This window comes from Nitratireductor sp. GCM10026969, assembly GCF_042660605.1.
In the GTDB taxonomy this organism is placed as follows: Bacteria; Pseudomonadota; Alphaproteobacteria; order Rhizobiales; family Rhizobiaceae; genus Chelativorans.
Window position 1 is genome coordinate 12,893 of sequence record NZ_JBHSUM010000008.1, and the last position, 13,262, is coordinate 26,154.

At 63.2% G+C, this 13,262-nt stretch carries 15 protein-coding genes; 10 read left to right on the forward strand and 5 right to left on the reverse strand.

The genetic code is table 11. The features are described 5' to 3' along the window. The first annotated feature begins 627 nt into the window (after positions 1-627). From ACFP9U_RS03615 to ACFP9U_RS03625, 3 genes are all read left to right on the forward strand, one after another. Entirely contained in the window at positions 628-771 is a 144-nt protein-coding gene (locus ACFP9U_RS03615) for a hypothetical protein (protein ID WP_378619092.1), read from the forward strand. A 485-nt stretch (positions 772-1,256) separates the two neighbouring features. Next, positions 1,257-1,466: a cold-shock protein gene (locus ACFP9U_RS03620; RefSeq protein ID WP_322453373.1), complete on the forward strand. Its 210-nt coding sequence runs from the start codon at positions 1,257-1,259 to the stop codon at positions 1,464-1,466. Between the two features lie 114 nt (positions 1,467-1,580). Then, the gene (locus ACFP9U_RS03625; protein WP_378619094.1) at positions 1,581-1,829 is read left to right on the forward strand and encodes a hypothetical protein; all 249 of its coding nucleotides are present in this window, start codon (positions 1,581-1,583) and stop codon (positions 1,827-1,829) included. 850 nt (positions 1,830-2,679) lie between these two features. On the opposite strand, the gene ACFP9U_RS03630 is transcribed toward ACFP9U_RS03625, so the two are convergent. Further along, positions 2,680-3,684 carry a helix-turn-helix domain-containing protein gene (locus tag ACFP9U_RS03630; protein WP_378619095.1) on the reverse strand — a complete coding sequence of 335 codons (1,005 nt, stop codon included), beginning with the start codon at positions 3,682-3,684 and terminating at the stop codon, positions 2,680-2,682. A gap of 225 nt (positions 3,685-3,909) precedes the next feature. Here ACFP9U_RS03630 and ACFP9U_RS03635 point away from each other — a divergent pair, with 225 nt between their 5' ends. The 7 genes from ACFP9U_RS03635 (at position 3,910) to ACFP9U_RS03665 (ending at position 8,973) form a co-directional block, all read left to right on the forward strand. After that, entirely contained in the window at positions 3,910-4,356 is a 447-nt protein-coding gene (locus ACFP9U_RS03635; protein ID WP_378619097.1) for a hypothetical protein, read from the forward strand. 29 nt (positions 4,357-4,385) lie between these two features. Next, complete coding sequence (locus tag ACFP9U_RS03640) at positions 4,386-4,706, forward strand: c-type cytochrome (protein ID WP_378619098.1); 321 nt, start codon at positions 4,386-4,388, stop codon at positions 4,704-4,706. Continuing rightward, positions 4,703-5,986: an FCSD flavin-binding domain-containing protein gene (locus tag ACFP9U_RS03645; protein WP_378619100.1), complete on the forward strand. Its 1,284-nt coding sequence runs from the start codon at positions 4,703-4,705 to the stop codon at positions 5,984-5,986. The genes ACFP9U_RS03640 and ACFP9U_RS03645 overlap by 4 nt, the downstream gene beginning before the upstream one ends. Positions 5,987-6,239: 253 nt before the next feature. Beyond that, the gene (locus ACFP9U_RS03650; RefSeq protein ID WP_378619101.1) at positions 6,240-6,608 is read left to right on the forward strand and encodes a DsrE family protein; all 369 of its coding nucleotides are present in this window, start codon (positions 6,240-6,242) and stop codon (positions 6,606-6,608) included. A 192-nt stretch (positions 6,609-6,800) separates the two neighbouring features. Then, entirely contained in the window at positions 6,801-7,409 is a 609-nt protein-coding gene (locus ACFP9U_RS03655; protein ID WP_378619103.1) for a sigma-70 family RNA polymerase sigma factor, read from the forward strand. Continuing rightward, complete coding sequence (locus ACFP9U_RS03660; RefSeq protein ID WP_378619105.1) at positions 7,406-7,639, forward strand: zf-HC2 domain-containing protein; 234 nt, start codon at positions 7,406-7,408, stop codon at positions 7,637-7,639. The genes ACFP9U_RS03655 and ACFP9U_RS03660 overlap by 4 nt, the downstream gene beginning before the upstream one ends. A 50-nt stretch (positions 7,640-7,689) precedes the next feature. Beyond that, positions 7,690-8,973, forward strand: coding sequence for a MerC family mercury resistance protein (locus ACFP9U_RS03665; RefSeq protein WP_378619107.1), 1,284 nt, complete (start codon positions 7,690-7,692; stop codon positions 8,971-8,973). Between the two features lie 127 nt (positions 8,974-9,100). Here ACFP9U_RS03665 and ACFP9U_RS03670 read toward each other — a convergent pair whose 3' ends face one another. The 4 genes from ACFP9U_RS03670 to ACFP9U_RS03685 form a co-directional block, all read right to left on the reverse strand. Beyond that, positions 9,101-10,168, reverse strand: a complete 1,068-nt coding sequence (locus ACFP9U_RS03670) for an ABC transporter ATP-binding protein (RefSeq protein ID WP_378619108.1) — start codon at positions 10,166-10,168, stop codon at positions 9,101-9,103. 58 nt (positions 10,169-10,226) lie between these two features. Continuing rightward, entirely contained in the window at positions 10,227-11,069 is an 843-nt protein-coding gene (locus ACFP9U_RS03675; protein ID WP_378619110.1) for a carbohydrate ABC transporter permease, read from the reverse strand. Beyond that, a complete protein-coding gene (locus ACFP9U_RS03680; protein ID WP_378619112.1) occupies positions 11,066-11,941 on the reverse strand; it encodes a carbohydrate ABC transporter permease in 876 nt (291 codons plus the stop codon). Before ACFP9U_RS03680 ends, ACFP9U_RS03675 begins: the two co-directional genes overlap by 4 nt. Before the next feature lie 67 nt (positions 11,942-12,008). Next, positions 12,009-13,253: an extracellular solute-binding protein gene (locus ACFP9U_RS03685; protein ID WP_378619113.1), complete on the reverse strand. Its 1,245-nt coding sequence runs from the start codon at positions 13,251-13,253 to the stop codon at positions 12,009-12,011. Positions 13,254-13,262 lie beyond the last annotated feature (9 nt).

Consider the following 13,262-nt stretch of genomic DNA (forward strand, 5'->3'; position numbering starts at 1 on the left):
TATTGAGATCATACCTGTGCAGAGGCCGACCGGAGAATGGGCCAGACGCGATACCGGAATAACGGTGCGAGCGAAGGCGCAAAGCGGCCGGCCTCAATTGGAACGCAATCGTGATGTATGAAGTATTCGTTGATTTGGCCGAAATGGCTTTTCCGCGGTGTCAGACGCCTCCGACCCGCCATCTCCTTCCGGATCCTCGATAGACAAACGCGCCGCGTGACGGTGCGCGTCGGAATTCGAACAATTCGCATCGTCTGCAACCGTCGCGGTACTACAGACGATCCAGTTGTTCCCGACGAACGCCAAGCCGCACCAGGCGAGGACTGCGAGAAAGCATGACTGCTTCAGCCCACCAAAACCATGCGCGAAAGCGCTCGCCGGAAACGGCGACCCATCTGTTCCGTATCGGACAGATGGTCCAGATGAAGTCCCGGTTCGGCGTCTCACCGACAACCGTGGAACTCTATCGCGTCACCGGAACGCTCCCGCCGAGGGACAACTCTCCGCAATACCGCATCCGCAGCGACGACGAACGGCATGAACGGGTAGCGACGCAGGATGCCCTCGAAGCCGCCGGCCTTCCGCCGTCCGGGAACGGCACAACCCTCATTGAAAGGACTTTCGGCAATGGCCAAGGGACAGAAACGCAGCAACCGCGAGCAGCGAAAACCGAAGCAGGAGAAGGCCCCGCCAAAGCCTGAGAATTCGTTCGCCAACCAGCTCAAGCCCGCGGCGGACACCAACGCGCCTCGCCGCAAGGGCGGAAACTGACTCGCCGAAGACTGCGGGAGGCACGAAGGAGAGGCAAGGCAAGTACGCATGTTCCGGACCACATCAATCTCGATGATTTCGGAGGCATGCTCATGAGGCTGGCCGTGACCGGTGCCATCGTGCTCCTCGCCTACATCCTGCTTTCAGGGGGCTTCCAGTGAAACAACCCGGCCGGCATCGACAGCCGGCTGGTTTGCGAACTGAACGATCCTCGAATCGCCGACGAATCCACGCCGCAACGGGAAATGCCGGTAGTACGGTGTGAACCCGTCAGATCCCCTCGGGGATGCGAGTTTATTTCCGTGGGCACCTTGTTTTGATGACCTTTCAAGCTTATATTCCGGACATCGATCTTGCTTGTCGAACTTTGTTTCTGGCGCGAAACGCGCCATCTGCGATCTTCCTCTCTCAAAATCGATCTGAACCGTTTGCCGCGCATTCCGCACGGTAAGCAATTTTGTATGACCGATTGAAAGGAAATCGCCATGAATACCGGAACCGTAAAGTTCTTCAATGCGACCAAGGGCTTCGGCTTTATCGAGCAGGGTAACGGCCAACCGGACGTGTTTGTCCATATTTCGGCCGTCGAGCGCGCCGGCATGACCTCGCTCGTCGAGGGCCAGAAGCTCGGCTTCGACGTCGTCAAGGACAATCGCAACGGCAAGAGCGCGGCCGAAAACCTTCAGGCTGCGTAACGAGACCGCGCTTCTGGTCTTTGACCACGGATGTACTGGCACTGATTATCGAGGCGCATAGGAAAGGCCGGGTTCGCCCGGCCTTTTTGCTTTTTCGGAACCGAGGACAAAGACATGAGTCGCTCCGCCACCAAAGACAACCTGTTCAAACCCAAGCCGTCCAAGGCCGAAACCAAGGCCGACATCACGGACCACACTGCGCGCGCGATCATCGGAGATGAAGCGGCACGCCGCGAGGCCAAGACCGCGAGGCTCCGCCAGGCGCGGCTGGAAAACGAAGCCAAGTCGTCCACCACCCCCGCTGCGCCTGGGAAGCCACGGCGAAGCAGGGCGGCGAAGCAGGGTGTCCGTTCGTCCTCCTGACAGCGACGATGGTGCACGGATGCTCAGGCCAACCGGATGTCGAGCACGGAACGCGCGCCCGGTCGCGTGCGAAACTTTCCGTTAGCGCGGAAACAATACAGCGAGTCCTATACCGTTATTTAGGCAGCGAATATCCTCGTGCCGCCTTGCGAATGCTGATAAAGTCAGCATCGTCGACAGTTTCATTCAGGGCACTGCCGATTGAGGGTGGCCATCGCACCCCTTGCCCCGACATGAAGGAGGGCGTCATGCTTTGCAATAGTATCACCAGCAGCACCTGACGCCGGCCGACGTTGCCGCCCCGTTGGTCAGGAATTCCTGTACGGCGCGGGGCCGAACTTCTGACCGCTTTCGATTCCCATTGATCGCCGCCGCGCATAAGGATGCCGCAGCATGAGATATCTTTCCCGGCTGAATGCCGACCCGACCGTTTGGCTGCTCATCCTAGTAGCTGGGGGTGTGATCGGGACGCTTCTGTACGTTGTCCTGACAAGCATCACCATTTAGTCGCTTCGGCGACTGATCATGGACGGAACGAGCAACATCGTCACTCTTCACGGCGGCAGCATGCGCTGGAAGGGACCTGCTCCACAGCGAGCGATTCGACGGCTTCTGCCCAGTTTTCTCAGACAGTGCTCTCGCCTGGTTGAAGCGCGGTCTCGTTGCTCTTCGACAACCAGCGTGAACCCCGACTTCTTCACGAAACCCACCTTGGCACCCTCCCTATGCCCGGCGAATGATCATGCGCCGGAGCATCGTCGATGCTTTGGCTTTCCTGCGTCTGCGCAGCGAAAAGCAGCATCGAACCCATTGCCAGTTTACCAAGTTCATCAAGTCCCGCAGCCCGGGATCATTCGGCCGCATCCAGAAATTGCGACGTTCCCGAGCCTTCGACCCGCGGCATATCACCGGCCGGCAGCGACTTCCGGCGCCGTGCCTCTCCCGGTGTCATGCCGTAGTGCTCGCCGAAGCGGCGATAGAAGGTCGACAGGTCGTTGAAGCCCGAGAGAAAGGCGATCTCGGCGATCGACAGGTGATCCGAAGCCCGGTCTTGGAGGAGCGTCAGGCTCTTCTCCAGGCGGCGACGGGCGACGAGATCGGCAAAGCCATCCGCCATGTCCTCGAGCAGCGAGTACAGCCAGCGTGTCGACATCCCGAGATCGTGCGCCGCGCGCTTCGCCGTGCAATGCGGATCGCACAGATGGGCCTCGATATAGGCGAGGACCCTCTGGCGCTGATGAGCGCGGTAGTTGTGGCGGCGGGCCGGGCGCGATTTTCTCTCCGTTTCGATGGCGAGGCCGACAAGGCCGCACAGATGCGTAAGCAGACCTTGCTGGACGCTGCGATCGAGCTGATCTGCTTCGCGTGCAAGCTGCCAGGCGTGCTCCGCGACCACCTTCATCAGCCCCTTGCCGGCGGGAAGAAGCAGCGCGGGGCAAACATCGCGCACCGGCAGGAAGGGCGCGATAAGCGCCTCGGGAAAGCTCCATCTCAGGAGTCGGCAATCGACCGGAGAGACTACTTGGGACGGCTCGGCAATGTCCACCAGCATAACGTCGCCGGGTCGCTGCGTGGCAGTGCCGCCCGCCCAGCGGTAGATGCCGTATCCTTTGAGCAGAAGAACCACATGGAAGCGGTGGGGGTTGTCCCCGGCCGAGCCATCTTGCGTCACCGTGACGGGTGGGGATTCGATCTCCGCCACGACGGCGTCGGCGAGCGTCCGCTCTCTGATCCAGAGCGCCTCCGGCCGGTCGCAACGGGTCTCGATCGTCCCGTTCCATAGTGCGGGAGAGCGGTGGGTTGCCGGCAGCCGCATTGCCGGTTGGCACGGGCGCGCGGCAAAGATTTCGGTCATGTCCTGCTCCTCCTCTTTGTTCGGCTGTTGGCGGCAAAGGACGCAACGCCGTCGAAAAAGTTCCCGGCCCGCACTCAGGTACCCTGCACAAATCGCGAAGCCTGCCTTCCCGAAACGCCAAGACACACCTTCGACAAAGCAGCTATGCCCCGAGACAGCAAACAGGCCCCGGCGGCAGCACCGCACGGCGAACCAGGTTTCAACAACCAGTAGGAGGAGAAGAAGGTGAAACGGCTTCTTGGCATGACCGCAGCGGGCGCTCTGGCGCTTTCTCTGGGGCAGGCAACGGCACAGGAGAGCGGCCCCTTCATCGTGAGCGACCTTACACAGAGCCCGGACGAGGCCGTGGCCGCGATCCGCGACCATGCCGAATCCCATGACGACTGGCTCTACATGGCCGAGTTCGGCCTGGCCGGCGGCAAGGTGACGGCGGTCAAGATCTGTTACGCGCCGCTCGGCCCGGACATCGTGGCGGCGGGCTGGCATGTCATGGCGATGATGCCCTGCGGCCACCTCGCCTTCTACGAGGAGGACGGCCAGTCACGCATGTCCAGACTGGATCTGGACTTCATGACGGAACTCAATCCCGACCCCAATCTGGAGGCGGCGGTAAAAAAGGGGAAGCCCGCCTTTGCCGAGCTCTTCGAAGCGACGCTGCAACAGGCGCGTTGATCGCAGCGCAGGTGAGGGAGACGGGACCCATGTGCATAAGGCGATCGGCGGCGGGGCTCGGTCTTCTCCTGGCCTGCGGCTTCCCCGCGTCCGCCACGGACCGGGACACGGTATCTGCGCTGGCGGCGGGCTGCGCAAGCTGCCATGGCACCGAGGGCCGCTCACCGGGCGCCATACCGCCGCTGGCGGGCACACCCCGCGCGGTGCTGGCGGCCAGGCTTTCTGCCTTCAAGGCAGGCGATGATCCCGACGCCACCATCATGTCGCGCATCGCCGCCGGATACAGCGACGACGAACTCGAGGCGCTCGCGCGCTACTTCGCGAACCTGACGGCGGAGGAAGAGCAATGAAGACGCGACGCGAGACCCTGTCCCTGATCGGCGCCGCCTCGGCCGCGGCTGCTTCGCTCGGCCTTCCCCGCGTCGCCCGCGCCCAGGCCGGCCGGGTGGTCATCGTCGGCGGTGGCTTCGGCGGCGCCACCACGTCGAAGTATCTCAAGCAGCACGACCCCGGCATCGCCGTCACGCTGGTGGAGCCGGCAGAGCGCTTCTACACCTGCCCGTTCTCCAATCTCTATCTTGCAGGCTTGCGCGACTTCGGCGCGATCGGCAACGGTTTCGACGAACTCCGCGCCCTCGGGGTGGAAGTGATCCACGATATGGCAGGAGACGTCGACGGCGCGGCGCATCGGGTGCGGCTCGCCGGCGGCACGGAACTTGCCTACGACAAACTGGTGCTGTCGCCCGGCATCGACATGCGCTGGGACGCCATCGAAGGCTACGACGAGGCAGCCGCCAAAGAGGCGCCGCATGCCTGGAAGGCCGGTGCCCAAACCCGCCTTCTCAGGCGTCGGCTCGAGGCGATGGAAGACGGCGGTGTTTTCGTGCTGGTCGCTCCATCCAATCCCTTCCGCTGCCCGCCCGGGCCCTACGAGCGGGCGAGCCTCGTCGCCAACTACTTCAAACGCGCCAAGCCGCGCTCCAAGATCCTGATCCTCGACGCCAAGAACGCCTTCTCCAAGCAGGGCCTGTTCACCGCCGGCTGGAAAGAGCTCTACGGTGACATGATCGAGTGGGTGGGCCAGTCCGACGACGGCCGGGTGATCCGTGTCGACGCCGAAAGACGCGAAGTGGAGACCGAGTTCGGCGGCCGCCACCGCGCCGACGTGCTCAACGTCGTCCCGCCGCAGAAGGCCGGCCTGGTCGCCGAGCGCGCCGGGGTGACGGACGAGTCCGGCTGGGTGCCGATCGAGCCCGAGACCTTCCAGTCGCGTGCCGTCCCCGACATTCACGTGGTGGGCGACGCCACGGTGGCCGCGCCCATGCCGAAGTCCGGCTTCTCCGCCAGTGCCCAGGGCAAGGTGGTCGCCGCGGCGATCGCCGCCATGCTCGATGGTCGTGCGCCGCCGCCGCCCGTCTGGACCAACACCTGCTACAGCCTGCTTTCGCCCGACTACGGCGTCTCTGTGGCCGGTCACTACAGGTTGGCCGACGGCGAGATCGCGGAAGTGCCGGGCGCCGGGGGCCTGAGCCCCGCCGATGCCGATTCGGCTTTCCGCCGTGCCGAGGCCCGCTACGCCGTAGGCTGGTACGAGGCGGTCACGCAGGACATCTGGGGCCGGCGATGGTAGCCCGTCGCATACCGCCGCGCGTCCTGGAAGACAGGAGAACCAACAAGCGCGGGCTCGGCATTTTTGCCCCCATCGCGCCTGCGGGCCTTCTCACGCGAAGGCAGGCACTGATCGCTATGCGGATATCGCCAAACCTTGCTTCCCCGATCGCAAAGACGGGCCTCAGCCAGGCCGGTATTTAAAATGAAATCCCGGGAACGCCCCACAGACGCAAAGACCGCAACTTCAAGCAAGGATCACAAGGAGGAAAACGATGGCCAATCCGACCGAAGAACTCGTCATCCTGATGACCCATGGCGCCGACCACGAGCTTTCGTCCGTCGCCTTCACCATCGCCAATGGCGGGATGACGGCCGGCCTCAAGGTGTCGGTGTTCCTGACCAGTGCCGCCGTCGATCTGGTGCGCAAGCGCGCGGTCGACATGACCCATGTGGAGCCGCTGGAGCCGCTTCCGTCACTCATCAGCGACTTTCTCGAACGCGGCGGCACGCTGTGGGCCTGCACGCCTTGCGTGAAGGCGCGCGGCTACACCGAGGAGGACCTGATTGACGGCGTCATCGTTACAGGCGCAAGCCCCATGCACGAGCGCATCAAGGCCGGTGCCGCGACCTTGAGCTTCTGAGCAGGGAACGCGAAGCAGCCACGCGGCGGCAGGTTGGCGAGGAACGGGCCGATCCCGCCATCCTGAAGAAGAAGCAGTCCACTTGGGCCAGCCGGAATGCGGCGTGAAAAGCGTATCGCATTCGGCCACCAAGGCATAAAGTGGCGGGAACAGCCGAGACCGGCGGCGGCCTCGGCCTTGGGCAACGGAGCGATGAACGAAGCCCGTAAGAAGCAGTCGGAGTGTCCGCCTCAAGCCTTCTTCGAGGCGGAAGTGGAGCGTCTTCTGGACCGGCTCTACGGAACCGCCCTGCGGCTAACGCGCAACCGCACCGATGCCGAGGACCTGGTCGCCGAGACACTCGCCAAGGCCTGGGCCAAGCTTCCCGAGCTCAAGGATCGGCAGGCTTTCGAGAAATGGGTTTTCCGCATCCTCGTCAACGGCTTCATCAGCGAGCGCCGCAAGCGGCAGGCGCGGCCGCGCGAAACGCAATGCGGGCAGGACGGCTTTTCCCTGTTCGAGAAAGTACATCAGCCCTTCCTCCTTTGGTGGGGCAATCCGGAGCAGGAGCTTCTGGACAAGCTCCTGCGCGAAGACATCGAAAGCGCGGTGGAAGAGCTTCCGGAGGAATTCCGGCTGGTGGTGATCATGGTTGAGCTGTGGGGTCTCAGCTATGCCGAAACGGCAGAGACTCTCGATATACCCGTCGGCACGGTGCGTTCCAGGCTCGCCCGCGGCCGCAGCCTTTTACAGGCGGCCCTGTGGCATCAGGCGGGCGAAGCGGGCATAGCGACCTGCAATGCGAAAGGGGGTTCCCGATGACGCAGGACCTGCGCTGCGAGGAGGTGATCGACAAGCTCCTCGAATATCTCGACCGGGAGTTGGACGCGGAGACCGAAGAGGCGCTTGCCCACCACATGGAAACCTGCCGGGCCTGCTTCACGCGGGCGGAGTTCGAGCGGAAGCTGCGCGCGCGCGTCAACGAGACCGGCAAGGTAAAGGCGCCCGAATCCCTGCGCCGACGCGTCCGGGCGATTGTCGAGCACTACTGAACACATCAAGGGACACGGCGCCGAGGCTCGAAGAAGAACCGGAGGGCGATATGGTTGCGATCCTGGGATTCTCGAAAGAACAGATCAGAATGGCCGTGCAAGCCATGTATGGCAGTGTGGCGGACGATCCGCACCAGGGCTTCCATTTCCCCGTCGGCCGTCCGGCCGCGCGCGCCCTCGGCTATGCCGAAGAAGAACTCGACCGCCTCCCGCAGGCTGTCGTGGATCGCTTCGCCGGCGTCGGTTATCCCTTCCGCGCCGGCGTCATAAGGCCGGGGGATACGGTGCTCGACATCGGCTCGGGCTCGGGAACCGACACGCTGATCGCCAGCCGGCTTGTCGGGGAAAGCGGCAAGGTCTACGCGCTCGATATCACGCCCGCCATGCTGGCCCGCTTAACGGAAACGCTGGAAGAGGGCGGGATCGAGAATGTCGAGACCATCGAGGCGGATGCCGAGCACATTTCCCTGCCCGACAATTCGGTGGACGTGGTCACCTCGAACGGCTCGCTCAATCTCGTCCCCGACAAGCGCAAGGCATTTGCCGAGATCTTCCGCGTGCTGAAGCCCGAGGGTCGCGTGCAACTTGCCGACATCGTCATCGGCAGGCCGGTGCCGGTCGGCGGGCGTGGCGACCCCAAGCTGTGGGCCGAATGCGTGGTCGGTGCGTCGGTCGACGAGGATTATCTGGAGCTTTTCCGCGAGACCGGCTTCGCCGATGTGGAGGTGCTCTCGGAATTAGACTATTTCGCCGAAAGTCCGAGCGCCGACACGCGCCGCATCGCCGCAGGTCTCGGCGCACGCTCGATCGATGTCGTCATGCGCCGGCCGGTCGAAGCGAAGACGCCGGCTATCGTCAGACGCGTTGCGAGCCGCCTCCACCCGCGGCGCCTGCAGGTGGCGATCGGTGGACGGGGATTGTGGGGAGCATTGGCGGCCGCGGCTTCGGTCATCGCCTGCTACGGCACGCTCGCATTTTTGGGGCTTTTGTCGCTGATGGGCATTGCCCTGGCGCTTCCCGAGGGCACGTGGGCGGCAACCATTGTCGGCGCCGCCGTCCTGGCGGTCATCGCCACCGCCTTCAACCTGCCGCGTCACCGGCAACCCTGGCCCTTGCTGACGACCGGACTCGGCGCTGCCCTGATCACCTACGTCATGTTCTGGAACTACAATCCGTTCGTCGAGGCGCTGGGCTTTGCTGTCCTGATCGGCGGCGTCGGCCTCGATCTCTATCTGATTTACCGATCCGAGTGCATCCCGAACGAACGTAAGGGCGTCGGCCGCGATGCTTCAGCCGGATCGATGATGATGCCGCACCACGGCAAGGGTGAATGATGACGGCGCTTCCGGTGTGCGGTCGAGCCTGCGGCGTTTCATCCACCAGTCAGCCGTAAGGCGAGCTTGCCAAGACACTGCTCGCTCGCATGGAAAGCCGCGGTCCGCTCTTCGGAATAGCACCCGGTCACGAAGCAAGCTTCTGCTGCGTCTCGGCATCGAAGATATGAAGCTTCTCCATCGGAACGCCGAGCGCCACCTCACTGCCCTCCTCCAGGTCGAGGCGCTCATGAAAGACTGCGGTAACGGTGTTGCCGCCGACGGCGAAGTTGACCTGTACGTCCGCCCCGGTTGGCTCGACCAGTTGCACCCGCGCTTTTGTGCCGTCTGTCGCAAGCACGATGTCTTCAGGGCGCAGGCCGAGGATGACCGTCCGGCCCGCTTCGACGGGCAGCGCCCGTGGCAAACGAATCGTGCCGCCATTCATCAATTGAAATGCCAGCGGATCGTGGCCGCTCACGCGGCCTTCCAGAAGGTTCATCGCCGGCGACCCGAGAAAGCCGGCAACGAAGACATTTGCCGGATCGTCGTAGAGGTCGAGCGGCGTGCCGATCTGCTCCACATGGCCGTCGCGCATTACCACGATCTTGTCGGCCATGGTCATTGCCTCGATCTGGTCGTGCGTCACGTAAACCGTGGTCGTGCGCAGCTTCTTATGCAGTTCGCGGATTTCGCTGCGCATCTGGACCCGGAGCTTGGCGTCCAGGTTCGAAAGCGGCTCGTCGAAAAGAAAAACCTTGGGATCGCGCACAATGGCGCGGCCCATCGCCACGCGCTGGCGCTGGCCGCCGGAAAGCTGGCGCGGATAGCGCTCGAGCAGGGGCGTCAGGTCCAGGATCGCCGCGGCCTCGCGCACCTTGCGGTCGATCTCCTCCTTGCGCGCCTGACGCATCCGAAGCGAGAAGCCCATGTTCTCGGCGACCGACATATGCGGATAGAGGGCATAGGACTGAAAGACCATTGCGATGTCACGGTCCTTCGGGTGGAGGCGCGTCACGACCCTGCCGTCGATCAGTATGTCGCCCTCCGTCATGTCTTCCAGCCCGGCGATGAGGCGCAGAAGTGTCGACTTGCCGCAGCCCGAAGGACCGACAAGGACGACGAACTCGCCGTCATCTATCTCGACATCGATTCCATGGAGGATACGCACCGCGCCGTAGGACTTGATCGCGTGATCGATTTTCAGTGGTGCCATCGGTCAGGGGTCCGGTATCGTTTCAAACGGAGAGCGGGTGGTGTGGCGGCGCCGGTCCTCATCCCTTGACCGCTCCGGCAGTCAGGCCGCGCACAAGATGGCGCTGCAGGAGCAGCATGATGACGACGATGGGAAGCATGATGCCGATGGCGCCGGCGGCCGAGAGGGACCAGGAGGTGATGTCTTCACCGCCGAAGGAGGCGATCGCCACCGGCAGGGTTTTGGTATCGACGCCGGTCAGCACGAGAGCGAAGAGAAACTCGTTGTAGGAAAGCAGCAGACTGAACAGGGCGGCGACCGTCATGCCCGGCCGCGCCAGGGGCAGGATGACGATCCGGAATGCCTGCCAGCTGCTGCAGCCGTCGATCGCCGCCGCCTCGTCCAGATCGCGCGGGATCTCCAGGAAGAAGCCGTGCATCAGCCAGATCGTGAAGGGCTGGTTGATGGCGACGAGAGCCAGGATGAGCAGCGGATAGGTATCGATCATGTGGAGATAGCTGCCCATCACGAAGAAGGGGATCGCCAGAAGCATGTGTGGAAACATGCGGATCGTGAAGAGCGTGCTCAGTATCGGGCCGGCACTGCGCCTAGGAATGCGCGACAGCGCATAGGCGGCGAGACTGCCGGCCGGTACGGATATCAGGACCGTTCCCGCCGATACGATCAGGCTGTTCATGAGAAAGCGGACGAAGTCGTTCTCAAGCCATACCTGCCGGTGGTATTCGAGCGTTGGTTCGAAGATCAGCGTCGGCGGGATGGTGAAGGCGTCCGCCGGATCCTTGAGCGACGTCAGCAAGGCCCACAGGAGCGGCACCAGATTGAGTATCGTGAAGATGCTCAGGGCGATGAACACGAGAAGCCGCTCACGGCGCCGCCGTGCGAAATTGTCCGTCTTCCTCATATGTCGCCCGCCCTGTAGATGCGGTTCAGGAGCTTGTTGAAACTGAGCAGCAGAACGGCGACCACCACGAGCGTGATGACGCCGAGCGCCGACGCCTTGCCGACCTGCAACATCCTGAAGCCGAGCTGATAGGTGTACATGGTGATCGTTTCGGTCGCCGTGCCCGGACCGCCACCGGTGAGGACGTAGATGATGTCGAAGAAGCGGAAGACGTCCATCAGCCGCACGGAGATGGTGAAAATGATCGCCGGAACGAGGGCCGGTATGATGATGTGCCGCAGAATGCGCCAATTGCTTGCGCCATCGATCTGCGCCGCCTCGATCAGCGCATGGTCGAGGCCCTGAAGCGCGGCATAGAGCACCATCATGATGAGCGGCGTGAAGATCCAGGCATCGGCGAAGATGACGCTGAGCTTCGCCCAGAATGGATCGCCCAGCCAGTCGGGCGGCGTGATGTTGAAGGTCAGCAGCGTTGCATCGAGCAACCCCCAATTCGAAGCGAGTATCCACTTCAGGAAAAGTGATGCGACCACCGGCGTAACGATGTGGGGCAGGAACAGAAGAACCGAGAACACCTTGGCGCTTCCGTGCAACCGGTAAAGTCCGAGGGCCAGGGCGAAACCGACGACGAATTCGAGCCCGACGGAACCGAAGGCGATGATGATCGTCGTCCACATCGACGCCCAGAGCCGCGCCTCGGTCAGGAGCGCGACGTAATTGCCGAAGCCGACGAAGCTCCGCTCGTCGGAGCCGAGATAGTAATCGAAGAAGCTCAGGTAGAAGGCATAGGCGAGCGGCCAGAGCAGGACCACCGCAAGCAGTCCAAAGCTGGGCAGGAAGAAGAGCCACAGACCTCTTTGCCAACGCACCATCGTGCAATTCCATCGATGAAAGGCGGGGTCCGCGGCCGGAAGAGGCCGCGGGCCGCTGGACGGTCGATCACTTGTAGTAGTCGCGCGAGCGAAGCAGCTCTTCCGTTTCGGCGGCCGCCTGGTCGAGCGCCGCCTTGACTTCAACCTCGCCGGTGACGGCCTGCAGGATGTGCCGCGTCACGATCTCGCCGACATCCAGGAAGTCGGGCATGGCGGGAAACGCTTTGCCTGTTTCGAGTGCCCTGCGTGCCGCCGGGTACCACCGGTACTGCTTCGCCAGTTCCTCGTCCTCGAGCACCGAAAGGCGCGGCGGCATGGCGTACTGGGCGCCCTCGCGCATGCTTTCCTCGCTCGCCGCTTCGGCGAGCATGCGGAACATCTCTTCCTTGTCTGCGGAGGAGAACTTGGAAATCGCGAAGCCGTCATTGGCCAGCCGCGCCCCACCGCCCGGAGGAGCCACCCAGTCGATCTGGCCGACCACGCGTGATTGCTCGGGATTGTCCATCGCCGCGGCGCGCGTAAACCACTGCAGCCCCATGGCTGCAAGCCCCTGCTGCAGATTGATGGTCGACTCGTCGTTGGCGTGCGAGGTGAAGCCGCGCGGTGCGTACTGCGTCATCTCCTTCATCATGGTGATGGCCTCGACGCCCGCCTCGTTGTTGAAGATCGGCCGCCATTCCTCGTCGAACCAGCCGTCGCCGATGGCATTGATATACCAGTGTGCCTCGTTCAGCGCCGCGTCGACGGGCTTCAGCGACATGATCGTGCCCGCCCGCCTTGGTGTATCGAGCTGGGCTGCGGCGGCCATGTACTCTTCCATGGTCGTCGGCGGCTCGATGCCGGCCTCCTCGAAGAGATCCGAGCGGTAGAAAAAGAGTTCCGTGTTGGTCATGATCGGCATCGAGTAGATGTGCCCGTCGTAGCTGACGGAATCGATCACCGAGGCGGGAAAGTCATCGAGATTGTACTCGTCCTTGTACTCCTCCCAAAGCTCGTCGAGCGGCTCGAGCCAGCCATTCGCCGCGAAGCGCTTGAGCGACGTGTCGTTCAGGTAGACGACGTCGATGGCGTCCGACTGCGACGACATGGTGATGGACGCGAGTTCCATCTGGCGATCGATCGGCATCAGCTCGACGGTCACTCGGCCGTCAGGCAGCGCCGCCTGCATCTGTCCGGTGTAGTATTCGAGCGCCGGCTGCCGATGGCTGACGATCCGGATCTGCTCCTGTGCCGGCGCTACCGCCGTTCCACCGGCCAAAACGGCGGTGGCGATGGCCGTGGCTGCGACGGCATTCACGTGTTTGCTGGTCATTGCTTTCCT

What these genes read in the sequence shown, in the direction of transcription:
- ACFP9U_RS03615 (WP_378619092.1), top strand. Translation starts at nt 628, where the DNA reads ATGGCCAAGGGACAGAAACGCAGCAACCGCGAGCAGCGAAAACCGAAG.
- ACFP9U_RS03620 (WP_322453373.1), top strand. Translation starts at nt 1,257, where the DNA reads ATGAATACCGGAACCGTAAAGTTCTTCAATGCGACCAAGGGCTTCGGC.
- ACFP9U_RS03625 (WP_378619094.1), top strand. Translation starts at nt 1,581, where the DNA reads ATGAGTCGCTCCGCCACCAAAGACAACCTGTTCAAACCCAAGCCGTCC.
- ACFP9U_RS03630 (WP_378619095.1), bottom strand. Translation starts at nt 3,684, where the DNA reads ATGACCGAAATCTTTGCCGCGCGCCCGTGCCAACCGGCAATGCGGCTG.
- ACFP9U_RS03640 (WP_378619098.1), top strand. Translation starts at nt 4,386, where the DNA reads ATGTGCATAAGGCGATCGGCGGCGGGGCTCGGTCTTCTCCTGGCCTGC.
- ACFP9U_RS03645 (WP_378619100.1), top strand. Translation starts at nt 4,703, where the DNA reads ATGAAGACGCGACGCGAGACCCTGTCCCTGATCGGCGCCGCCTCGGCC.
- ACFP9U_RS03650 (WP_378619101.1), top strand. Translation starts at nt 6,240, where the DNA reads ATGGCCAATCCGACCGAAGAACTCGTCATCCTGATGACCCATGGCGCC.
- ACFP9U_RS03655 (WP_378619103.1), top strand. Translation starts at nt 6,801, where the DNA reads ATGAACGAAGCCCGTAAGAAGCAGTCGGAGTGTCCGCCTCAAGCCTTC.
- ACFP9U_RS03660 (WP_378619105.1), top strand. Translation starts at nt 7,406, where the DNA reads ATGACGCAGGACCTGCGCTGCGAGGAGGTGATCGACAAGCTCCTCGAA.
- ACFP9U_RS03665 (WP_378619107.1), top strand. Translation starts at nt 7,690, where the DNA reads ATGGTTGCGATCCTGGGATTCTCGAAAGAACAGATCAGAATGGCCGTG.
- ACFP9U_RS03670 (WP_378619108.1), bottom strand. Translation starts at nt 10,168, where the DNA reads ATGGCACCACTGAAAATCGATCACGCGATCAAGTCCTACGGCGCGGTG.
- ACFP9U_RS03675 (WP_378619110.1), bottom strand. Translation starts at nt 11,069, where the DNA reads ATGAGGAAGACGGACAATTTCGCACGGCGGCGCCGTGAGCGGCTTCTC.
- ACFP9U_RS03680 (WP_378619112.1), bottom strand. Translation starts at nt 11,941, where the DNA reads ATGGTGCGTTGGCAAAGAGGTCTGTGGCTCTTCTTCCTGCCCAGCTTT.
- ACFP9U_RS03685 (WP_378619113.1), bottom strand. Translation starts at nt 13,253, where the DNA reads ATGACCAGCAAACACGTGAATGCCGTCGCAGCCACGGCCATCGCCACC.